Annotated in this window: 18 protein-coding genes and 3 tRNA genes; 10 read left to right on the top strand and 11 right to left on the bottom strand. The window is 70.1% G+C overall.

Features of this window, described 5'->3' with window-relative positions:
• Positions 1 to 190 precede the first annotated feature (190 nt).
• A complete protein-coding gene (locus ACIOHP_RS09245; protein ID WP_401884902.1) occupies positions 191 to 2,587 on the top strand; it encodes a M4 family metallopeptidase in 2,397 nt (798 codons plus the stop codon).
• A gap of 56 nt (positions 2,588 to 2,643) precedes the next feature.
• On the opposite strand, the gene ACIOHP_RS09250 is transcribed toward ACIOHP_RS09245, so the two are convergent.
• Complete coding sequence (locus tag ACIOHP_RS09250; RefSeq protein WP_361540396.1) at positions 2,644 to 2,994, bottom strand: MarR family transcriptional regulator; 351 nt, start codon at positions 2,992 to 2,994, stop codon at positions 2,644 to 2,646.
• Between the two features lie 136 nt (positions 2,995 to 3,130).
• Between ACIOHP_RS09250 and ACIOHP_RS09255 the strand changes: the two genes are divergently transcribed.
• A complete protein-coding gene (locus ACIOHP_RS09255; protein ID WP_401884905.1) occupies positions 3,131 to 3,835 on the top strand; it encodes an ANTAR domain-containing protein in 705 nt (234 codons plus the stop codon).
• A 63-nt stretch (positions 3,836 to 3,898) separates the two neighbouring features.
• On the opposite strand, the gene ACIOHP_RS09260 is transcribed toward ACIOHP_RS09255, so the two are convergent.
• The gene (locus tag ACIOHP_RS09260; protein ID WP_401884908.1) at positions 3,899 to 4,240 is read right to left on the bottom strand and encodes a hypothetical protein; all 342 of its coding nucleotides are present in this window, start codon (positions 4,238 to 4,240) and stop codon (positions 3,899 to 3,901) included.
• Positions 4,241 to 4,426: 186 nt separating this feature from the next.
• On the opposite strand from ACIOHP_RS09260, the gene ACIOHP_RS09265 reads away from it, so the two are divergent.
• The 3 genes from ACIOHP_RS09265 to ACIOHP_RS09275 are packed head-to-tail and all read left to right on the top strand — an operon-like array spanning position 4,427 to position 6,934.
• The gene (locus ACIOHP_RS09265; protein WP_401884910.1) at positions 4,427 to 5,332 is read left to right on the top strand and encodes an NADP-dependent oxidoreductase; all 906 of its coding nucleotides are present in this window, start codon (positions 4,427 to 4,429) and stop codon (positions 5,330 to 5,332) included.
• Positions 5,333 to 5,384: 52 nt separating this feature from the next.
• On the top strand, positions 5,385 to 6,446 hold the full coding sequence (locus tag ACIOHP_RS09270; protein WP_401884912.1) for an alkene reductase: 1,062 nt from the start codon (positions 5,385 to 5,387) through the stop codon (positions 6,444 to 6,446).
• Between the two features lie 11 nt (positions 6,447 to 6,457).
• Positions 6,458 to 6,934, top strand: a complete 477-nt coding sequence (locus tag ACIOHP_RS09275) for a MarR family winged helix-turn-helix transcriptional regulator (RefSeq protein WP_401884914.1) — start codon at positions 6,458 to 6,460, stop codon at positions 6,932 to 6,934.
• Between the two features lie 85 nt (positions 6,935 to 7,019).
• On the opposite strand, the gene ACIOHP_RS09280 is transcribed toward ACIOHP_RS09275, so the two are convergent.
• The 3 genes from ACIOHP_RS09280 to ACIOHP_RS09290 form a co-directional block, all read right to left on the bottom strand.
• Positions 7,020 to 7,093 (bottom strand) — tRNA-Ile (locus ACIOHP_RS09280).
• Between the two features lie 180 nt (positions 7,094 to 7,273).
• Positions 7,274 to 7,346: transfer RNA gene (locus ACIOHP_RS09285), tRNA-Asn, on the bottom strand.
• Positions 7,347 to 7,352: 6 nt separating this feature from the next.
• A tRNA-Asn gene (locus tag ACIOHP_RS09290) sits at positions 7,353 to 7,425 on the bottom strand.
• Between the two features lie 135 nt (positions 7,426 to 7,560).
• Between ACIOHP_RS09290 and ACIOHP_RS09295 the strand changes: the two genes are divergently transcribed.
• The 4 genes from ACIOHP_RS09295 (at position 7,561) to ACIOHP_RS09310 (ending at position 13,246) form a co-directional block, all read left to right on the top strand.
• Positions 7,561 to 7,866 carry a YtxH domain-containing protein gene (locus tag ACIOHP_RS09295; RefSeq protein WP_307030964.1) on the top strand — a complete coding sequence of 102 codons (306 nt, stop codon included), beginning with the start codon at positions 7,561 to 7,563 and terminating at the stop codon, positions 7,864 to 7,866.
• Positions 7,867 to 7,983: 117 nt separating this feature from the next.
• Positions 7,984 to 9,423, top strand: a complete 1,440-nt coding sequence (locus tag ACIOHP_RS09300) for an FGGY-family carbohydrate kinase (protein ID WP_307030962.1) — start codon at positions 7,984 to 7,986, stop codon at positions 9,421 to 9,423.
• Positions 9,424 to 9,584: 161 nt separating this feature from the next.
• On the top strand, positions 9,585 to 11,318 hold the full coding sequence (locus ACIOHP_RS09305; RefSeq protein ID WP_361477930.1) for an ABC transporter ATP-binding protein: 1,734 nt from the start codon (positions 9,585 to 9,587) through the stop codon (positions 11,316 to 11,318).
• Positions 11,318 to 13,246, top strand: coding sequence for an ABC transporter ATP-binding protein (locus ACIOHP_RS09310; RefSeq protein WP_401884917.1), 1,929 nt, complete (start codon positions 11,318 to 11,320; stop codon positions 13,244 to 13,246). The genes ACIOHP_RS09305 and ACIOHP_RS09310 overlap by 1 nt, the downstream gene beginning before the upstream one ends.
• Positions 13,247 to 13,368: 122 nt before the next feature.
• Here ACIOHP_RS09310 and ACIOHP_RS09315 read toward each other — a convergent pair whose 3' ends face one another.
• The 5 genes from ACIOHP_RS09315 to ACIOHP_RS09335 form a co-directional block, all read right to left on the bottom strand.
• Positions 13,369 to 14,664 (bottom strand): RNA polymerase sigma factor, encoded by a 1,296-nt coding sequence (locus ACIOHP_RS09315; RefSeq protein ID WP_361540419.1) that lies wholly within the window; start codon positions 14,662 to 14,664, stop codon positions 13,369 to 13,371.
• A 104-nt stretch (positions 14,665 to 14,768) separates the two neighbouring features.
• Entirely contained in the window at positions 14,769 to 16,670 is a 1,902-nt protein-coding gene (dnaG, locus tag ACIOHP_RS09320) for a DNA primase (RefSeq protein ID WP_401884922.1), read from the bottom strand.
• 29 nt (positions 16,671 to 16,699) lie between these two features.
• Positions 16,700 to 17,965, bottom strand: a complete 1,266-nt coding sequence (locus tag ACIOHP_RS09325; protein ID WP_401884926.1) for an NAD(P)/FAD-dependent oxidoreductase — start codon at positions 17,963 to 17,965, stop codon at positions 16,700 to 16,702.
• A 177-nt stretch (positions 17,966 to 18,142) separates the two neighbouring features.
• Positions 18,143 to 19,396 carry a deoxyguanosinetriphosphate triphosphohydrolase gene (locus ACIOHP_RS09330; protein WP_401884930.1) on the bottom strand — a complete coding sequence of 418 codons (1,254 nt, stop codon included), beginning with the start codon at positions 19,394 to 19,396 and terminating at the stop codon, positions 18,143 to 18,145.
• A 61-nt stretch (positions 19,397 to 19,457) separates the two neighbouring features.
• Positions 19,458 to 20,363: a sirohydrochlorin chelatase gene (locus ACIOHP_RS09335; RefSeq protein ID WP_401884933.1), complete on the bottom strand. Its 906-nt coding sequence runs from the start codon at positions 20,361 to 20,363 to the stop codon at positions 19,458 to 19,460.
• Between the two features lie 216 nt (positions 20,364 to 20,579).
• Here ACIOHP_RS09335 and ACIOHP_RS09340 point away from each other — a divergent pair, with 216 nt between their 5' ends.
• Positions 20,580 to 21,260, top strand: coding sequence for a vancomycin high temperature exclusion protein (locus tag ACIOHP_RS09340; RefSeq protein WP_401885267.1), 681 nt, complete (start codon positions 20,580 to 20,582; stop codon positions 21,258 to 21,260).
• On the opposite strand, the gene ACIOHP_RS09345 is transcribed toward ACIOHP_RS09340, so the two are convergent.
• Positions 21,247 to 22,014 (bottom strand): enoyl-CoA hydratase-related protein, encoded by a 768-nt coding sequence (locus ACIOHP_RS09345; RefSeq protein WP_401884935.1) that lies wholly within the window; start codon positions 22,012 to 22,014, stop codon positions 21,247 to 21,249. The genes ACIOHP_RS09340 and ACIOHP_RS09345 overlap by 14 nt on opposite strands.
• Positions 22,015 to 22,032: the final 18 nt, after the last annotated feature.

Genomic DNA, 22,032 nt, shown 5'->3' on the forward strand with positions numbered 1-22,032 from the left:
CTCGAATGACACCCGACTCAATGACATGCCACGGTCAAATCTGCCACTCTTCCTCCACCCTGCGCACGTGCCGCACACGCCGAGCGCGGAGGTTCCCGCACGGCCCTGCTCAGCTCGACCCGGACAGCACATCCCGTCTGCCCGGTCTGTCACCGGCCGTCGACGCGCGGCCGTCGCAGTAGGAGCAAGAGTGAGACGTACCCCCCGCCCCGCGACCGCAGCCGGAGCCCTGGCTGCCACCGCCGCACTGCTGGCCCTCGGCATACAGACGGTCCCCGCGGCCGCCGAGACCTCCCCCCACCCGAGTCCCCTGCGCACCGGCGGCCTCCAGGCCGAACTCACCCCGGCCCAGCACGCGGCGCTGCTGAAGAAGGCATCCCGGCAGACCGCGGCGACGGCCGACACACTCGGCCTGGGCACGAAGGAGAAGCTGGTCGTCAAGGACGTCGTCAAGGACAACGACGGCACCCTGCACACCCGTTACGAGCGCACCTACGCCGGTCTGCCGGTCCTCGGCGGCGACCTCGTCGTGCACACCCCGCCGACCGCCGAGGCCACCGGCACGGTGAGCACCACCTTCAACACCAAGCGGACCATCAAGGTCGCCTCCACCACCGCCGCCTTCGCCAAGTCCGCCGCCGAGACCAAGGCGCTCAAGGCCGCCCAGGCCCTCGACGCCGAGAAACCCACCACCGACAGCGCCCGCAAGGTGATCTGGGCGGGCGGCGGAACGCCGAAGCTCGCCTGGGAGACGGTGGTCGGCGGCCTCCAGGACGACGGCACACCCAGCCAGCTGCACGTCATCACCGACGCGGCCACGGGATCGGAGCTCTACCGGTACCAGGCCGTCAAGACCGGCACGGGCAACAGCCAGTACAGCGGGACCGTCACCATCGGCACCACGCTGTCCGGTTCGACGTACCAGCTGAACGACACCACGCGCGGCACCCACAAGACGTACAGCCTCAACAACGGCACGTCCGGCACCGGCACACTGATGACCGACTCGGACGACGTGTGGGGCACCGGCTCCGGCTCGAACACGCAGACCGCCGGTGTGGACGCCCACTACGGCGCCCAGACCACCTGGGACTTCTACAAGAACACCTTCGGCCGCAGCGGCATCAAGAACGACGGCGTGGCCGCCTACTCGCGCGTCCACTACAGCACGGCGTACGTCAACGCCTTCTGGGACGACGACTGCTTCTGCATGACCTACGGCGACGGCACCAGCAGCACCCACGCGCTGACCTCCCTCGACGTGGCCGGCCACGAGATGACCCACGGCGTCACCTCCAACACCGCGAACCTCAACTACAGCGGTGAATCGGGCGGGTTGAACGAGGCGACCTCCGATATCTTCGGCACCGGCGTGGAGTTCTACGCGGCCAACTCGACCGATGTCGGCGACTACCTCATCGGCGAGAAGATCGACATCAACGGCGACGGCACGCCGCTGCGTTACATGGACGAGCCCGACAAGGACGGCGGGTCCGCGGACAGTTGGTACTCCGGCGTCGGCAACCTCGACGTCCACTACTCCTCGGGCCCGGCGAACCACATGTTCTACCTGCTCTCCGAGGGCAGCGGCAGCAAGACCATCAACGGCGTCACCTACAACAGCCCGACCTCCGACGGCGTCGCGGTCGCCGGCATCGGCCGGGCCGCGGCCCTGCAGATCTGGTACCGGGCGCTGACGACGTACATGACGTCCAGCACCTCGTACGCGGGCGCCCGCACCGCCGCCCTGAGCGCGGCCGCCGACCTGTACGGAACCAGCTCGACCCAGTACGCCGGAGTCGGCAACGCCTTCGCCGGCATCAACGTCGGCAGCCACATCACGGTCCCGACGACCGGCGTCACGGTCACCAACCCGGGCAGCCAGTCCTCGACCGTCGGCACCGCGGTGAGCCTTCAGATCAGCGCGAGCAGCACCAACGGCGGCTCACTGACCTATGCGGCGACCGGCCTGCCGACCGGCCTGTCGATCAGCGGCTCCACCGGCGCCGTCTCCGGCACCCCGACGACCGCGGGCACGTACAGCACGACGGTCACGGTGACCGACAGCACGGGCGCGACCGGTACCGCCTCCTTCACCTGGACGGTGAGCTCCAGCGGTGGCGGCGGCACCTGCACCTCGACCCAACTCCTGGGCAACCAGGGCTTCGAGTCGGGCAACACCACCTGGACCGCCAGCAGCGGCGTCATCACCAGCTCCAGCAGCCAGGCGGCCCGCACCGGCTCCTACAAGGCCTGGCTGGACGGCTACGGCTCCACCCACACCGACACGCTCTCCCAGTCGGTGACCGTCCCGAGCGGCTGCACGGGCACGACATTCACCTTCTACCTGCACATCGACACGGCCGAGACCACCACCAGCACCCAGTACGACAAGCTGACGGTCACCGCCGGATCGACCACCCTGGCCACCTACTCCAACCTGAACGCGGCTACCGGCTACGTCCAGAAGTCCTTCAGCCTGTCCGCCTTCGCGGGAACCACCGTCACGCTGAAGTTCTCCGGTGTCGAGGACTCCTCGCTCCAGACCAGCTTCGTGGTGGACGACACGGCCGTGACGACCGGCTGACACTCCCCGCACACAGCGACGCGGGTCCCGTCCGGGGCCCGCGTCGCCGCGCGTGCTCACACCTCTTCGACCGCCATCGCACCGGCGCGGGGCGCGTCTTCGCGGTGCCCGTCCACCTGGACGAGCAGCCCGAGCAGCGAGGCGACGGTGAGCCCGGCCTCGGCGGGGTGGCGCAGGATCTTCCCCTGCGCGATCCGGTAGGTGTTGCTGCGTCCCTCACGCGTGTGGGACAGGTATCCGCTCTGCTCCAGATCGGAAATGATCTTCTGGACAGCGCGCTCCGTGAGTCGGCAATGGGCGGCGATGTCGCGCACCCGAGCGCTCTGATTCTCGGCAATGGCCGCCAGTACCCGCGCATGGTTGGTGATGAACGTCCACCCCGCGTGCGGCTCCGTCGCTCCACTCATGAAGGCATCGTACGCCTAGGGATTCAGGTAAGAAAATACACGAAGCGAATTTCATGTATCCCTTGACGTGAGTTAGCGTTCGGGTGAACCTGGTGACGTCGGAACGGTGGGTGTTCCCAGCCCTGGGGAGAGGACCATGTCCAAGTCGGCACCCTGCTGTGCCGGGCCGGTCAACGGATGCACGAGGCTCGCCGGTCACGGAGGCGAGACACGGCTGACGGTCTGCGCCCGGCCCGACGGCGACCGCACGGCGGTCACCGTGCGCGGCGACCTCGACCTCGCCGCGGACCAGCAGCTCCAGCAGACCCTGCGCTCGGCGCTCATGGACTCCGGCAAGGGCATCGACCTGGACCTCGACGGCGTCGAGTTCTGCGACTGCTCCGGACTGAACACCCTGCTGGGGATCCGGCAGCAGGCCCTCGACCAGTGCAAGACGGTCACGATCCACGCCATCAGCCCGGCCGCCGAACGAGTGTTCACCCTCACCAACACCCTGCCCCTGTTCGCCCCGGAGGGCGAGATGGTCCAGGAGGACGACACCTCGCACTCCTCGACGGACCCACGGGTCGAGGTCGTACAGCTGCGGCGGGCGATGCAGACCCGGGGGCTCATCGATCTGGCCCGCGGCATCCTCATGGCCACCTTCTCCCTCAGCGCGGAGGAGGCCTGGAGCGTCCTGGTGATGACCTCGCAGAACACCAACACCAAACTCCACCGCGCGGCACAGCAACTGGTGGACTCCGTCCGGGGCGAACCCCCGCCCGAGGACGCCCGCAAGCAGCTGACCGCCGCCGTCACCCACGTCACCGCCGTACGCGAGAGGGCACAGGGGGCGGAGTAGGCAACGCACGCGGGACGGCGCCAGCCGGTCGGTGGATCCGGGGCCCTGCCCAGCGGCCGTGGCTCAGCCGCGCGGTCCCGCGCCGTGCAGGAGTGTGCCGATGACCAGGGTGGCCTGCGCGTCCGGGTCCTGATCCGCGCCGGGCCTGCTGAGGGCTTCACCGAGGAGGGCGCAGTACACCTGCCGCGTCCACTCCAGGTCCGCGTCCGGGGCGAGGAGTCCCTCCTGCTGTGCCCGGTCCAGGAGTTGGACGGTCTGGGCGTCGATCTCCGCCCGGAGTGCGGCCGATGCGGCGGTAGGTGACCCCGTCAGGCGCCCGGGACGGTTTCCGACGACACGACCGATGTCCGGGTTCGGAACGTGTCGATCATGCGGGAGTTCCTTCCCTGCGGCACCGCCCCCCACCTGCGGGCCAAGGTCGCCAACGGCGTCACCTACCAGTACCGCCGCTCGCCCGGACCACGCCGGCCTCATCAACCAGCGGGCATAGGCACCCAGCGCGACAGCAAATACTTGGCTAGCCACACTTTTGCTGTTAGGTTGATTATGTGTCCAGCCACCTAAATGGGTGGCGGCACGAGAGGAGTCGTCGTGAAAGCCATCCTGTTCGACCGTTTCGGAGGCACGGAAGTGCTGCACGAGGCGGACATCGAGGTCCCGCAGCCCGGCCCCGGCCAGATCCGCGTCCGCGTCAGGGCGGCCGGACTGAACGCGCTGGACGGCAAGATCCGCTCCGGGGCGATGGAGGCCGCGTTCCCCACGCCGCTCCCCGCCGTCCCCGGCGCCGAGCTCGCCGGCGTGGTGGACGCCCTGGGTGAGGGCGTGCGGGACGTGCGGGTGGGCGACGAGGTGCTGGGCTGGTCGGACACCGGCTCGTACGCCGAGTACGCCCTGGCCACCACCGTGGCCCCCAAGCCCGCCGGCCTCGACTGGGAGCACGCGGTCGCGCTGCCGGTCGCGGGCGAGACGACCGAGCGGGTCCTGAACCTGCTCGGCGTCGTTGCCGGGGAGACCGTACTGATGCACGGCGCGGCCGGAGCGGTCGGCACCCTGGCGGTCCAGCTCGCCACGGCCCGCGGAGCGCATGTCATCGCCACCGCCGGCCCCGCCAACCAGGACTACCTCACCTCACTCGGCGCCACCGCCACCCTCTACGGCGAGGGCCTGGTCGAGCGGGTCCGGGCGCTCGCCCCCGACGGCGTGGACGCGGTCTTCGACCTGGCCGGCAAGGGAGCCCTCGAGGATTCCATCACCCTGCGCGGCGGCACCGAGCGCATCGTCACCATCGCCGACTTCCGCGCGCACCAGCTCGGCGTCACCTTCTCCACCGGTGGCCAGGAGCGCTCGGCCGCCCGCCTGGCCGCGCTGGCGCAGGACGCCGCGACCGGCAAGCTCGTCACCACCGTCAACGCCTACCCGCTCGACCAGGCCGCCAAGGCCCAGCAGGTCAGCGGCGCCGGGCACGTCCGGGGCAAGCTCGTCCTCACCGTCGACTGATCACGCCCGCCTTTCCCCCTGTTCCGACCCTCACCGCACCGAAGGACCCCTCATGCTGAACGCCCTGTGGACACCGACCACCGTCGGCGACATCCCCCTCCCGCACCGCCTGGTCATGGCCCCCATGACCCGCGACCGCTCCACACCCGAAGGCGTCCCCACCGAGCTGAACGCCGAGTACTACGCCCAGCGGGCCTCGCACGCGCTCATCATCACCGAGGGCACCCAGCCCTCCACCGACGGCCAGGGCTACCTCCTCACCCCCGGCATCCACAATGACGAGCAGATCGCCGGGTGGCGCAAGGTCACCGACGCCGTGCACGAGGCCGACGGCCGGATCGTCATCCAGCTGATGCACACCGGACGTATCGCCCACCCCGACAACACTCCGCACGGCCGTCAGCCCGTCGCTCCTTCGGCGGTCCGGCCGCAGGGCGTCATGTTCACCGTGTCCGGGCCCCAGGAGATGCCGGAGCCCCGCGCGCTGTCGACGCAGGAGGTCGCGGAGACCGTCGACGACTTCCGCCGCGCCGCGGCGGCCGCCATCGCGGCAGGCGCCGACGGCGTGGAGATCCACGGCGCCAACGGCTACCTGGTGCACCAGTTCCTGTCCGACAACACCAACCGGCGCACCGACCGTTACGGCGGTTCCCTCGACAACCGCATCCGCTTCGCCGTCGAGGTGGCCGCCGCCGTGGCCGACGAGATCGGCGCCGACCGCACCGGCCTGCGCATCTCCCCCGGCAACCCCTACAACGACATCGCCGAGTCCGACACCGCCGAGCTGTATCCGGCGCTCCTGCGCGCCCTGAGCCCGCTCGGCCTCGCCTACCTCCACGTGATGCACGCGGGCGACGAGGAACTGCTGGGCACCCTGCGCACGCTGTGGCCGACCACGCTGGTCCTGAACCGGGCCGGCACCGACATCGTCACCCGCGCCAAGGACGTCGACAACGGCACGGCCGACCTCGTCTCGGTCGGCGCCCTGGCTCTCGCCAACCCCGACCTGGTCGAGCGGCTACGCTCTGACGCGCCGCTCAACACCCCCGACCCGACGACGTTCTACGGCGGCGGAGTGGCCGGCTACACCGACTACCCCACCCACACCGTCTGAGGAACCGCATCATGCCCGCCACACACCGCACCCCGTCCACGGCCAGCGAGGGGCCGATGAGCTACGCGATCTTCCAGCTCGCCCGCGCTCATCGCGCCCGCGCCGGCGTCATGCTCCGTGAGATGGACCTGCACCCCGGACAGGAACTGCTGCTGATGCAGCTCCTCGACCGCGACGGCCAGACCCAGTCCGAACTGCTCGAAAGCGTCGGCCTGGACCACTCCACCGTCTCCAAGTCGCTGCGCCGCATGCAGGAGGCGGGCCTGCTCGTACGTGAGCCGGCCGCACACGACCGGCGGGTCATGGTCGTCCACCTCACGGACAAGGGGCGGGCGATGCGGGAGCCCATCGCGGCCATGTGGCGGGCCCTGGAGGAGACCTCCACGCTGAACCTGTCGGCGCAGCAGGCGGAGTCCTTCGTCAGCACCGCCTACGCCATCGCCGACGCGATCAACAGCCGCGCTGTCCCACAGGCCGATTCCGAGTGACTCCCGGACGCAGTCCGTCCAGGCGGAGTTGACGCCCCGCCACCCGAATAAATGAACGTTTCCGCAGGTCACGGACCTGCGCAGGTGGGGCGGGTGGGACTCGAACCCACGGCCGACGGATTATGAGTCCGCTGCTCTAACCGGCTGAGCTACCGCCCCATAGCGGCGTGTCGCGTACATGTGTGCGCGCCGTCTGCCGCAGCATAGCCGCTCATACGATCTCCTGCTTCGTATGGTCGACTTCGCATGCCCTCAAGGACTCCGCTGTGACCTGCACGGTTCCCGGGGCAAGGGTGATCACATGAAAAAGGACCCCTTCGGGGGTCCTTTTTCAACGTGCTCTCCCGACTGGACTCGAACCAGTAACCTGCCGGTTAACAGCCGGCTGCTCTGCCAATTGAGCTACGGAAGATCGAAGCTCCCCCGACTGGACTCGAACCAGTAACCTGCCGGTTAACAGCCGGCTGCTCTGCCAATTGAGCTACGGAGGAATGCCTCGTTTGCATCGAACGTAGCTCCCTGGGTATTCGCCAGGGGGCGGGCGTTCGCTGCGACACATACATTAGCGCAAGCAGGGGGGTGCTCCGCCAATCGGTACTTCTGCACGACGGAAGGGTGGCTCCGCGATGCGCTACAAGCTCACGTTCGTCACCGGGCTGGCACTGGGTTACGTGCTGGGCACCCGGGCCGGACGGGAACGCTACGAACAGTTGAAGAAGTCGGCACGTCAGGTGTCCCAGAACCCCGCGGTCCGCAACACCGCAGAGTCGGCCGCCCAGCAGGGCCGCCAGTTCGCGGGCAAGGCGTACCACGTGGTCAGCGAGAAGGTGGGCGAGCGGGTTCCCGAGTCGGTGACTCAGAGGGTGCGCTCCCTGCGGGACAGGAACACGAACGGTGCGGCACAGGACGACTGGGGCACCAGCAACACCTAGCCAGGCGTCGCCGACGGCAGACCTGGGGGCGCGGGGAGCGGCGCGAACGACCGCGTCGCACCCGCGCCCGACAGCGCCCGCGCACCCCCGCGGCGCGTGGCCCATAGAATTTCCGCCATGGGGATAGTCGCCGGGCTGGACAGTTCGCCCGATTTCACTCGCATCGTCGTCTGCGACGCGGACACCGGTGCCGTGCTCAAACAGGGGTATGCCCCGCATCCGGTGGAAGGCCGCCCCTCCGACGTCGATCCCCAGGCCTGGCTCCTCTCCCTCGGCGAGGCGGCCGGCGGCGGACTCCTCGAGGGCGTGCAGGCCATCGGCGTGTCGTCCCAGCAGAACGCGGTCGTGCCGCTGGACTCCCAGGGCAACACCGTGCGCCCCGCGCTCGTCGGCGGCGACAAGCGCGCCCAGGTCGCGGCGGCCGATCTGGTCGACGCGCTCGGCGGGCGCGAGGCGTGGGCGCAGGCGGTGGGATGCGTACCGCAGGCCGCCCAGCCCATCACCAAGCTCCGCTGGCTGGTCAAGAACGAGCCCGACGCGGCCGCCCGTACCGCCGTCCTCCTCCAGGCCCACGACTGGCTGGTGTGGCAGCTCCTCGGCAGGCCGGTCCGCCGGACCACCGACCGCGGGGGCGCCTCCGGCACCGGCTACTGGTCCGCCGCCACCGGCGGCTACCGCACCGACCTCGTCGAGCTGGCGCTCGGTCACCAGGCCATGCTGCCCGAGGTGATCGGCCCCTCCGACGCGGCCGGTACGACTCCGGAGGGGCTGCTGATCTCCGCCGGCACCGGCGAGACCATGGCCGCCGCCTTCGGGCTGGGGATCGGGCTCGGCGACGCCGTCGTCTCGCTCGGGGCCTCCGGCTCCGTCATGGCCGTGCACCCCGAGGCGCTCGTCGACAACACCGGGATGATCACGTCCCTGGCCGACGCCACCGGCATGCATCTGCCGGTCGTCACCACGCTGAACGCCGTACGCACCCTGCGCGGCACCTCCGAGCTGCTCGGGCTGCCCGACCTGGAGAGCCTGTCCGAGCTGGCGATGAAGTCGACGCCGGGCGCCCACGGCCTCGTCCTGCTGCCGTATCTGGAGGGCGAGCGGACGCCGAGCCTGCCGCACACCGCCGGGACGCTCGCCGGACTGCGGCGGGAGTCGATGAAGGCGGAGCATCTCGCGCGGGCCGCGTTCGAGGGCATGCTGTGCGGGCTCGCCGACGCGCTCGACGTGCTGCGCGGACGCGGTGTGGAGGTACGGCGGGTCTTTCTGCTGGGGGCGGCGGCCGAGCTGGCGGCCGTGCAGGCGGCGGCGCCGTCGATCTTCGGGGCGCAGGTCGTCGTACCGCAGCCCGCGGACTACGCGGCGCGCGGTGCCGCCCGGCAGGCCGCCTGGGCGCTCGGCGTGTCGCAGGGCACGCTCGACCCGCGGAACCCGCCGGCCTGGCAGGGGGCGGCCGCGCAGATCCTGGAGCCCGGCGAGGACCTGGCGGTGGGACAGGCGGTGCGGCAGCAGTTCGTGTCGGTGCGGGAGCAGACGCATCCGGGGGCGTTCCGGTCGTAGCGGAAGGTAAGAGACCGGTAGGAAACCAGCGCTTCTGTACCCGGAAGGCCCTACGAAGCACTGCTGTCGGCTTAATCGGTTGAGGTAACGCGGGGGGAGTGTCCGACGATAGGGGCCAGGGGCAACCACCCTGCTCCTACCGCCGACTCCGAGAGACAAGCGTGCTCATACGACTTCTGCGGACCTATCTCAGGCCCTACCGGAAACCCATCGCCCTCCTGGTGGTGCTGCAGTTCCTGCAGACCTGCGCCACCCTCTATCTGCCCACGCTGAACGCGGACATCATCGACAGCGGCGTCGTGAAGGGCGACACCGGGTACATCCTGTCCTTCGGCGCCCTGATGATCGGTATCTCGCTGATCCAGGTCGTGTGCAACATCGGTGCCGTGTACTACGGCGCGCGGACGGCCGCGGCGCTGGGCCGGGACGTGCGGGCCGCCGTGTTCGACCGGGTGCAGTCGTTCTCCGCCCGCGAGGTGGGCCACTTCGGGGCGCCCTCGCTGATCACCCGGACGACGAACGACGTGCAGCAGGTCCAGATGCTGGCCCTGATGACGTTCACGCTGATGGTGTCCGCGCCGATCATGTGTGTGGGCGGGATCGTGCTGGCGCTCGGTCTGGACGTGCCGCTGTCCGCGGTCCTCGTCGCGGTCGTCCCCGTGCTGGGTGTCTGCGTGACCTTGATCGTGCGGCGGCTGCGCCCGCTGTTCCGGGCCATGCAGGTGCGCCTCGACACCGTGAACCAGGTGCTGCGCGAGCAGATCACCGGCAACCGGGTGATCCGCGCCTTCGTGCGCGACGACTACGAGAAGGACCGCTTCCGGCGCGCGAACGCCGAGCTCACCGAGATGTCGCTGGGCACCGGCAAGTACCTCGCGCTGATGTTCCCGATGGTCATGACGGTGGTGAACGTGTCGTCGATCGCGGTGGTGTGGTTCGGCGCCCACCGGATCGACGACGGGCAGATGCAGATCGGTGATCTGACGGCGTTCCTCGCCTATCTGATGCAGATCGTCATGTCCGTGATGATGGCCACCTTCATGTTCATGATGGTGCCGCGCGCGGAGGTGTGCGCCGAGCGGATCCAGGAAGTGCTGGACACCTCGTCGAGCGTGGTTCCGCCGAAGGCTCCGGTGCTGGAGCTGCGGCGCCACGGCCATCTGGAGATCCGCGGGGCGGGCTTCCGCTACCCGGGTGCCGAGGAGCCGGTGCTCAAGGGCGTCGATCTCGTCGCCCGGCCCGGTGAGGTGACCGCCGTCATCGGGTCGACCGGCAGCGGCAAGTCCACGCTGCTGGGGCTCGTGCCCCGGCTGTTCGACGCCACCGACGGCGAGGTGCTGGTCGACGGGGAGAGCGTGGCGGGCATCGAGCCCGAGCTGCTGGCGCGGACCGTCGGCATGGTGCCGCAGCGGCCGTATCTGTTCGCGGGGACCGTGGCGAGCAATCTGCGCTACGGCAATCCGGACGCCACGGACGAGGAGCTGTGGCACGCGCTGGAGGTGGCGCAGGCCAAGGACTTCGTGGAGCGGCTGGAGAACGGGCTCGACTCCCCCGTCGCCCAGGGCGGCACCAATGTCTCGGGTGGTCAGCGGCAGCGGCTCGCCATCGCCCGTACGCTCGTGCAGCGCCCGGAGATCTACCTCTTCGACGACTCCTTCTCCGCCCTCGACTACGCCACCGACGCGGCCCTGCGCGCGGCCCTGTCCCGGGAGACCGCCGAGGCGACCGTCGTGATCGTCGCCCAGCGGGTGGCGACCATCCGGGACGCCGACCGGATCGTCGTACTCGACGAAGGACGGGTCGTCGGCACCGGCCGGCATCACGAACTGATGGCGGACAACGAGACCTACCGGGAGATCGTGCTCTCCCAGCTCACGGAAGCGGAGGCTGCCTGATGGCCGGGCCCATGGGGCGCATGATGGCCGGGACCGGCCCCGATCACCGGTCGATGGACTTCAAGGTGTCGGGGCGGCGGCTCGTCTCCCATTTCCGGCCGGAGCGGTTCACGGTCTACGTACTGGTGTTCTGCGTGTTCGTCAGCGTGGGTCTGTCGGTCGTCGGGCCGAAGATCCTCGGCGAGGCCACCGACCTGGTCTTCGCGGGCATCGTCGGACGGCAGATGGAGCCCGGCGCCTCGAAGGAGCAGGTGCTTCAGGCGATGCGGGAGCGCGGGGACGGCCAGGTCGCCGACATGCTCCGCAGCACCGACTTCACCCCGGGCGAGGGCATCGACTTCGGTGCCGTCGGCAACGTCCTGCTGATCGCGCTCATCGTGTTCGTGGCCGCAGGGCTGCTGATGCTGGTGGCGACGCGGCTAGTGAACCGGGTCGTCAACCGGACCATGTTCCGGATGCGGGAGGACGTACAGACGAAGCTGTCGCGGCTGCCGTTGTCGTACTTCGACAAGCGGCAGCGCGGTGAGGTGCTGTCCCGGGCGACGAACGACATCGACAACATCGGGCAGACCCTCAACCAGTCGATGGGCCAGCTCATCAACTCGATCCTGACCATCATCGGGGTGCTCGCGATGATGTTCTGGGTGTCGTGGCTGCTGGCGCTGGTCGCGCTCGTCACCGTGCCGCTGTCGTTCGTGATCGCGACGAGGGTCGGCAAGCGGTCGCAGCCGCACTTCGTGCAGCAGTGGCGCTCGACCGGCAAGCTCAACGCGCATGTCGAGGAGATGTACACCGGGCACACCCTGGTGAAGGTGTTCGGGCGGCAGGAGGAGTCGGCGCAGCAGTTCGCCGAGCAGAACGAGGCGCTGTACGAGGCCGGGTTCAAGGCGCAGTTCAACAGCGGGGTCATGCAGCCGCTGATGATGTTCGTGTCGAACCTGAACTATGTGCTGGTCGCGGTGGTGGGTGGTCTGCGGGTCGCCTCCGGCACGCTGTCCATCGGTGATGTGCAGGCCTTCATCCAGTACTCGCGGCAGTTCTCGATGCCGCTGACGCAGGTCGCGTCGATGGCCAACCTGGTGCAGTCCGGGGTCGCCTCGGCCGAGCGGATCTTCGAGCTGCTCGACGCGGAGGAGCAGGAGGCCGACCCGATGCCGGGCGAGCGGCCGGCCGAGCTGCGGGGGCGGGTGGCGCTGGAGGGCGTGTCCTTCCGGTACGACCCCGAGAAGCCGCTCATCGAGGATCTGTCGCTCAAGGTGGAGCCGGGGCACACGGTCGCGATCGTGGGGCCGACGGGCGCGGGCAAGACCACGCTGGTCAATCTGCTGATGCGGTTCTACGACGTCTCCGGCGGGCGCATCACTCTCGACGGGGTCGACATCGCGCGGATGTCCCGGGACGAACTGCGGGCCGGGATCGGCATGGTGCTGCAGGACACCTGGCTGTTCGGCGGCACGATCGCGGAGAACATCGCGTACGGGGCCTCGCGGGAGGTCACCCGGGGCGAGATCGAGGAGGCCGCGCGGGCCGCGCACGCGGACCGGTTCGTCCGGACGCTGCCGGACGGGTACGACACCGTGATCGACGACGAGGGCTCGGGGGTCAGCGCCGGTGAGAAGCAGCTCATCACCATCGCGCGGGCGTTCCTGTCCGACCCGGTGATCCTGGTCCTCGACGAGGCGACGTCGTCCGTCGACACCCGGACCGAGGTGCTGATCCAGAAGGCGATGGCGAAACTGGCGCACGGGCGGACGTCGTTCGTGATCGCGCACCGGCTGTCGACGATCCGGGACGCGGACACGATTCTGGTGATGGAGAACGGGTCGATCGTGGAACAGGGAGCGCACGGGGACCTGTTGGCCGCCGACGGCGCGTATGCGCGGCTGTACAAGGCACAGTTCGCGCAGGCGGTGGCAGAGGTGGACTGAGGGGTGCGGGTGTGTGGGGGCTGGTCGCGCAGTTCCCCGCGCCCCTCAAAGGTGGGTCCAGTGCACGTACCTCAGGGGCGCGGGGAACTGCGCGACCGGCCACAACTCACCCGCACCCGGCGTCAGTCCAGATAGCCCCGAAGCTGATCCGCGAAAGCGTGGTCCCTCAGCTTGTTCAGCGTCTTGGACTCGATCTGCCTGATCCGTTCCCGCGTCACGCCGAAGATCCTGCCGATCTCCTCCAGCGTGCGCGGGCGGCCGTCCGCCAGGCCGTACCTGAGCTGTACGACCTTCCGCTCACGCTCGCCCAAAGTAGACAGCACCGCCTCCAGGTGCTCCCTGAGCAGCAGGAACGCCGCCGACTCGACCGGCGACGTCGCGTCGCCGTCCTCGATGAGGTCGCCGAGGGCGACGTCGTCCTCCTCGCCCACCGGGGCGTGCAGGGAGACCGGTTCCTGGGCCAGGCGCAGGACCTCGCTGACGCGTTCCGGGGCGAGGTCGAGGTGGGCGGCCACCTCTTCCGGGGTCGGTTCGTAGCCGCGTTCCTGCAGCATGCGGCGCTGCACGCGGACGACCCGGTTGATCAACTCCACGACGTGCACCGGGACCCGGATGGTCCGGGCCTGGTCGGCGAGAGCCCGGGACATGGCCTGGCGGATCCACCAGGTCGCGTAGGTCGAGAACTTGTAGCCGCGGGCGTAGTCGAACTTCTCGACGGCCCTGATCAGGCCCAGGTTTCCCTCCTGGACCAGGTCGAGCATGGTCAGGCCGCGGCCGACGTACCTCTTGGCCACCGACACCACGAGCCGCAGATTCGCCTCGATGAGCCGGCGTTTGGCCATCCGGCCCAGGACGACCAGGCGGTCCAGGTCGATCGCCAACTGGCTTTCCAGGTCAGGCGTGTTGAGGAGCTTCTCCTCGGCGAACAGGCCGGCCTCGACGCGCCGGGCCAGATCGACCTCCTCGGCTGCCGTGAGCAGGGGGATACGGCCGATCTCGCGGAGGTACTGACGGAAGAGATCGGAGGAGGGACCGCTGGTGTCGGCGACGCGAGTGCGGCTCTTCGGCTCGGGAGCCTCGACCGGCTCGGCGGGTTCCACTGTCTCCAGGGCGTCGGCCGGCGGCTCGTCCGGCTCCGCCTCGGGGTGGTGCGCGACACGGCTCTGCGGAGGGACCGCGGTGAGAACGTCGGTCTCCGTATCCGGCTCCGCGCCGTCCGTACTGGCGTCGGTCTTGTTGAGGGTCTGGGTCTGCACGGGGGCGACCTCCAGGATGATCGCTGCAGAAGTGAGCGGCAGCGCTGTTTCGGGGGCGGAGTCGACGGCCTCGCCGCTGTCCGTCCCGTACGCGATGAGCGGAACCGCGGGGGTCTGGGACCCGCTGGGGACGGATCGGCCGCGCTCCGAGGACTCAGGCACCGGAACCCAGTGTGGAGTACGACACATCGCCGCCACGAGGGGCGTGCGGTGACTTTTTGAGTCCGGTCCGTGACCGGGTGGTTACCCTGACGGAGGCGAACCCCTCAGAGAGCTGCGGCTCCGTGCCCGCGCAGCGCCTGGTCGTACTGCTGGAGTACCCACAATTCGTTCTGTACCGCGGCCAGTTGCGCCGGGTCTCCGTGTGTTCCCAGACGGGTCAGCGTGGACTGGATGTCGATGATGCGGCGCTCGACGGCGCGGCGGCGGACCGCCACCAGCTGTACACCCGCGTAGATCTCGTCGACGGTCTTGCGCATGATCGCCTCGACGGCCAGCTCCGTGACCATCGCGCGGACCGTGTCGTCGGGCGCGGCCTCGCGGACTCTCACGAGGTAGTCCTGGGAGTCCTGCACGCCGTACTCGGCGCCGCCGGCCTCCATGATCGCCTGGCGTACGGCGGCGTAGGGCGCGGCGGTGAACTCGTCGATGCCGTACGCATCGAAGGCCGGGGAGACCAGCTCGGGGCGCTGGAGGGCGAGTTTGAGGAGCTCGCGTTCGGTGGCGTAGACGGGGTTGCGGAGGTTGAGGGCCGGTCCTGAGGCCTGGGGCCGGGGCGCGGAGTCGTACTGCTGCTGCCCGCGGGCGGCCGGCGCCGGGCCCTTGCCGCCGCGGTCGCGGGCCCAGCGGGCCAGCTGGGCCACCCGCTTGACCACGAACTGGGTGTCGAGGATGCCGAGCATGCCGGCGAGCTGGACGGCGACCTCGTGCTGGGCGCCGCTGTTCTTGATGCGGGCGACGATCGGGGCGGCCTCGTCCAGGGCTGCCGCCCGGCCCGCCGGGGTGTCCAGGTCGTAGCGGACGACGATCTGGCGGAGCGCGAACTCGAAGAGCGGGGTGCGGGGTTCGGCCAGCTCGGCCACCGCCTCGTCGCCCTTCGCGAGGCGCAGCTCGCAGGGGTCCATGCCGTCGGGGGCGATCGCGATGTACGTCTCGGCGGCGAACTTCTGGTCGTCCTCGAAGGCGCGCAGGGCCGCCTTCTGGCCGGCCGCGTCGCCGTCGAAGGTGAAGATCACGCGGGCCGAGCCGTTGTCCATCAGGAGCCGGCGGAGGATCTTGATGTGGTCGCTGCCGAAGGCGGTGCCGCAGGTGGCGATGGCGGTCGTGACGCCCGCGAGGTGGCAGGCCATGACGTCGGTGTAGCCCTCGACGACGACCGCGCGGGACGCCTTGGCGATGTCCTTCTTCGCCAGGTCGATGCCGTAGAGGACCTGGGACTTCCGGTAGATCGGCGTGTCGGGCGTGTTGAGGTACTTGGGGCCGGTGTCCGCCTCGTAGAGCTTGCGGGCGCCGAAGCCGACGACCTCGCCGCCGATGTCGCGGATCGGCCACATCAGACGGCCGCGGAAGCGGTCGATGGGGCCGCGGCGGCCCTCCTGGGAGAGGCCGGAGAGCAGGAGCTCCTTGTCGGTGAAGCCCTTGCCGCGCAGGAAGCGGGTGAGGTGGTCCCAGCCCTGGGGGCTGTAGCCGACGGAGAAGTGCTCGGCGGCGGACTGGTCGAAGCCGCGCTCGGCGAGGAACTTACGGCCGGTGTCGGCCTCCGGGCTGGTGGCGAGCTGTTCGACGTACCAGTCGGCGGCGATCTTGTGGGCCTCGACCAGGCGGATCCGTTCACCGCGCTGGTGGGAGGGGTTGTAGCCGCCCTCCTCGTAGCGCAGCGTGATGCCGGCCTGTCCGGCGAGGCGCTCGACCGCCTCGGAGAAGGAGAGGTGGTCGACCTTCATCACGAACGTGATGGTGTCGCCGCCCTCCTGGCAGCCGAAGCAGTGGAAGAGACCCTTGCTGGGGCTGACCTGGAAGGACGGCGACTTCTCGTCATGGAAGGGGCACAGGCCCTTGAGGTTGCCTCCGCCCGCGTTGCGCAGCTGGAGGTACTCGGACACCACGGCGTCGATCGGGACCGCGTCCCGTACCGCCTTCACGTCCTCGTCGTTGATCCGTCCTGCCACGAGGTGAGTCTACGGGGCTGGACGGACATCTAAGGGACGAGGTTTTCGAGCGGAACGTGCGGGTCCGCCAGCGCCTCGGTGTCCACCTGTGTCTTCGAGCGAATCAGCTGTTGGACGGGCTCTGTGACGTCCCACACGTTCACGTTCATCCCGGCGAGCACGCGACGCTCCTTCACCCAGAACGCGATGAACTCACGCTTTCCTGCGTCCCCTCGAATCACCACTTCGTCGTACGACCCCGGGGGCGCCCAGCCGCTGTACTCCATCCCCAAGTCGTACTGATCGGAGAAGAAATAGGGCACGCGGTCGTAGGCGAGGTCACCGCCGAGCATCGCGCGGGCCGCCGAGGGGCCGCCGTTGAGGGCGTTGGCCCAGTGCTCGACGCGCAGCCGGGTGCCGAAGAGGGCGTGGTGGAAGGAGGCCACGTCGCCGGCGGCGTAGATGTCGGGGTCGGAGGTGCGCAGCCGCTCGTCGACCATGATCCCGCCGCCGTAGGCGCGCTCGGCGATCTCCAGTCCCGCGGCCTCGGCGAGGGCGATGCGCGGGGCGGCGCCGATCGCGGCGAGGACGTCGTGCGCCGGGTGCTCCTCGCCGTCGTCGGTGCGGGCGGCCAGCACCATGCCGTCCTGGCCGACGATCTCGGTCAGTCTCGCGCCGAAGTGGAAGCGGACGCCGCGCTCCCGGTGCAGGTCGGCGAAGAGAGAGCCGAGCTCGGGGCCCAGCACGGAGTGCAGGGGGGTCGGTTCGGGCTCCACGACGGTGACCTCGGCGCCGTACTCGCGGGCCGCCGCCGCGACCTCCAGGCCGATCCAGCCGGCGCCGGCGATCACGATGTGGCCGTTGTCCCGGCCGAGGGCGGCCAGCACTCCCTTGAGCCGTTCCGCGTGGGCGAGGCGGCGCAGATGGTGGACGCCCGCGAGGTCCGTGCCCGGGATGTCGAGGCGGCGGGGCTCGGCACCGGTGGCGATGAGGAGCTTGTCGTAGTGCACGAGCGTGCCGTCGTCACCGAAGCGGACCGTCTTCGCAGTGCGGTCGATCGCGTCGACGGTCTGGCCGAGGTGCAGCTCGATGTCGTTGCGCGCGTACCAGGCCGGCTCGTGCACGAAGACGCTGTCGCGCTCCTCCTTGCCGAGCAGATAGCCCTTGGACAGGGGCGGGCGCTCGTAGGGGTGATCGCGTTCGTCGCAGATCAGTATCACGCGGCCCGTGAAGCCCTCCGCGCGGAGCGTCTCGGCCGCCTTGGCGCCGGCGAGACCGCCTCCGACAATGACGAATGTCTGATCCGCGTCGACCACTTGATGCCTCCTCGTAAGGGTGCCGCCACATGGGAGCGTCCCGCACGGAGTGTGATGGGGGAAGGGGGAGTGGCCCGATCAGGCCACGGAGGGTCACATTCGGGCGCGTTTGGCGTCATCCTTGGCACATATGTCGCACGAGTACCCGGTCGGGAACACGTGCACACGGCACCGCTCTCACGCGTGACCCGTCAGCCGTGCGTGCAGTGAGCGGGCCGAGGCGTCGGTGAGGGAGGCGACCTGGTCGACGATCACGCGTTTGCGGGCGCGGTCGTCGGGGGCCTGGTCGAAGACCGCCCGGAACTGCGGCTCCAGGCCGTCCGGGGCACGGCGGGTGAGCGCCTCGGCGAGTTCGGCGACCACGATCCGCTGGTCCGCGCGGAGCCGCTCCTGCTCGGCGCGCTGCATGACGTACCGGTCGGCGACCGCCTTGAGGACCGCGCACTCCAGCCGGGTCTCGTGGGGTACGACGAGTTCGGCGGTGTAGCGGGTCAGGCGCCCGGTGCCGTACCGCGCACGTGTGGCGGCCTCCGCGGCGAGGCAGAAGTGGCCGATGAGCTGGCTGGTGGCGTCCTTCAGCCGGGCCTGGGCCACGGCCGAGCCGTCGTAGCCGTGCGGCCACCAGGGCTGGTCCTGGAGCCGGTCGAGGGCCGCCGCGAGTTCCGCCGGATCGGTGTCCTGCGGAACGTACCGGCCGAGGGCCACCGCGAAGACCGCCTCGCGCTCGGGTTCCGCGTGCAGGTAGTTGGGGTCGATGTGGCCGGCGTGCAGTCCGTCCTCGACGTCGTGGACCGAGTACGCCACGTCGTCGGACCAGTCCATGACCTGGGCCTCGAAGGTGGTGCGGGTGCCGGGGGCGGCCTTGCGGACCCAGTCGAAGACGGGGCGGTCGTCGTCGTACACACCGAACTTGGGGCTCTTGGGGTCCGTGGGGTGGGCGCCTCTGGGCCAGGGGTACTTGGTGGCCGCGTCGAGGGCGGCCCGGGTGAGGTTGAGGCCGACGGAGCCCTCGGGCGTGAAGCGTTTGGGTTCGATGCGGGTGAGGAGTCTGAGGGACTGGGCGTTGCCCTCGAAGCCGCCGCAGTCCTCGGCGAATTCGTTCAGCGCCTGTTCGCCGTTGTGACCGAAGGGCGGGTGGCCGAGGTCGTGGGCGAGGCAGGCGGCTTCCACCAGGTCCGGGTCACAGCCGAGGGCCGCGCCCAGCTCGCGGCCCACCTGGGCGCATTCCAGGGAGTGCGTGAGGCGGGTGCGGGGGCTGGCGTCCCAGGCCTGGCTGCGGGTTCCGGGGGTGACGACCTGGGTTTTGCCGGCCAGGCGGCGGAGGGCCGATGAGTGGAGGATGCGGGCGCGATCGCGTTGGAAGGCGGTGCGGCCGGGGCGTTTGTCCGGTTCCGGGGCCCAGCGTTCGGTTGACTCCAGGTCGTACGACATGTCTCGACAGTAAGGGCAGGGACTGACAAACGGAGTGCGCCTTCGCGTCTGCCTGGTCCTGCTATCCGGCGAGTGCGGCCGGTGTGTGGTTGGTCGCGCCCCTGAGGCCGGTCATCTGGTCGTACCGGTGCAGGAGGAGCCTCGCCATCGCCGGGTGGGTGCCCAGGGGGGCCGAGGCGATCCATGGGGCCGCCTCCGCGCACTCCGTGGCGAAGCGGCCGGGGGCCGTGAAGTAGGAGGCGATGGCGATCCTCGTGCGGCCGCTCGCCGCGAGGGCCTCGATGGCGTCCGGGACCCGGGGAGCCGCCGTCGTCGCGTAGGCGGGGACGACCGGGACGCCGAGGCGGTCGGCGAGGAGCTGGGCCGTGCGGCCGGTGTCGACCTTGGACTCCGGGTCGCGGGAGCCCGCCGCCGCCAGGATCACCGCGCTGCGGCCGCGCGTCGTGTCGTCCATGCCGGTGCGCCAGCCGGCCTCGACGAGGCGGGAGTACAGGGTCTCCACCAGGAGGGGGTGCGGGCCGAGCGGGGCGGCCACGCGGGCGCGTACCCGGGTCGCGGCGGCCATCTCGGGGATGTCGCGCTTGACGTGGTAGCCGCGGCTGAGCAGGAGCGGGACGAGGATCGCCTCGCGGTCGCCGAGGGCGGCGAGGGTGTCGGGCAGCAAGGGCTCGTTCAGCTCGATGTGGCCGAGGTGGACGGACAGGCCGGGGCGCAGGGCGCGGACCTTGTCGAGGAGGGTGCGTACGGTGCTCAGGGCACGCGGGTCGCGGCTGCCGTGGGCGACGACGACGAGCGCGGGCGGTTCGGGGCGCCGCCTGCCGTCGAGCGACACGAGGCTGAGCTGGCTGGCGAGCTGGCTGCTGATCCGGTTCATGAGGTGCGCCGTACTGTCGAGGTCGGCCCCCGGGAGCAGCAGGGCGCCGGGGCTGGCGGTGGGCTCGTCGCGCGGAGGGTTCGACGGCGTCATGAACAGATGGTCGCGGTGGGAGGTTGCCACCCCGTTGCGCGAAGATAACGGGGATTTTCCGTGGGTTCACGGTGGGGTGGGTAGCCGCTGTGAGCCGTTCTGACCTGCGGTTTCGTCGGCGCTGGTGAGGCTGCTCACGTGCCGTTCGGTGAACCGTCGGGGCTTGCGTCACGTCCCTGACTGTCGAAGGACGACCAGGGAGGGACCTCCGTGAGACTGCGCAGGCCGCACAGGCCACGTATCCCCCGCACCCGTACCGGGCAGCGGCGGCTGGTGCAGGCCGTGATGCTCGGGTGCGTGCTGGCGCTGCTGCCGGCGACGTGGATGTACGTCGTGACGGGCGACCGGCTGCGCACGGCCGCGGACGTGCCGCACACCGAGGTCGCCGTCGTCTTCGGCGCGGGGCTGTGGAACGACGAGCCGTCCCCGTACCTCGCCCACCGGCTGGACGCGGCGGCGAAGCTGTACCGCGAGGGCCGGATCGAGGTCGTCCTCGTCACCGGCGACAACAGCCGTGAGGACTACGACGAGCCCGACGCCATGCGCGCCTATCTGACCGAGCACGGCGTTCCCGACCGGCGCATCGTCAGCGACTACGCCGGGTTCGACACCTGGGACTCCTGCGTCCGCGCCAAGAAGATCTTCGGTGTCGACCGGGCGGTCCTGATCAGCCAGGGCTTCCACATCCGGCGGGCCGTCGCGCTGTGCGAGCAGGCCGGTGTGACGTCGTACGGCATCGGGGTCGAGGCCAAGCACGACGTCACCTGGTACTACGGCGGGGCGCGGGAGGTCGTCGCGGCCGGCAAGGCGGTCCTGGACGCGGTCTTCGAGCCGGATCCCCGGTTCCTCGGCCCGGAGGAACCGGGGGTCGGGCAGGCGCTCGCTAGCGCCCGGTGAAGCGTGGGGCGCGTTTCTCGAGGAAGGCGGTCATGCCCTCTTTCTGGTCGTGGGTCGCGAACAGGGCGTGGAACACGCGGCGTTCGTAGCGGATGCCGTCGCGCAGGCCCGTCTCCAGGGATCGGTCGACGCAGTCGCGGGCGGCTCTGACCGCCGTACGGCCGTACGAGGCGATCGTCTCCGCGGCCTCCAGGGCCTCCGTGAGGACCCGTTCGTCGGGGACGACCCGGGAGACCAGGCCGGCGCTCTCCGCCTCCCTCGCGTCCATCGTGCGGCCGGTGAGGACCAGGTCCATGGCCTTGGCCCGGCCGATGATGCGGGTCAGACGCTGGGTGCCGCCGATGCCGGGGATGACGCCGAGCTTGATCTCGGGCTGGCCGAACACCGCCGACTCCCCCGCGATCACGAGGTCGCACATCATCGCCAGTTCGCAACCGCCGCCCAGGGCATGGCCGTTGACGGCGGCGATCTTCGGGGTGCGGAGGTCCGCGAACTTCTCCCACGCGCCGAAGTAGTCCTCCGCGGCCATGTCCACGGCCGTCCTCGCGGCCATCTCCCTGATGTCGGCGCCCGCCGCGAAGACCTTCTCCGAGCCGGTGACGACGAAGCAGCCGGCCTCGGGGTCCGCGTCCAACGGGCGCAGGGTGTCGAGGAGTTCGGCCAGGAGCTCGCCGCTCAGCGCGTTGCGGACGTGGGGGCGGTGCAGGCGTACGGCCACGACACGGCCGTGACGCTCGATCTTCAGCGTGTTCATTTCTCCTCCGTGGAATGA

It is taken from the genome of Streptomyces sp. NPDC087859 (assembly GCF_044742595.1).
Taxonomy (GTDB): Bacteria; Actinomycetota; Actinomycetes; order Streptomycetales; family Streptomycetaceae; genus Streptomyces; species Streptomyces canus_F.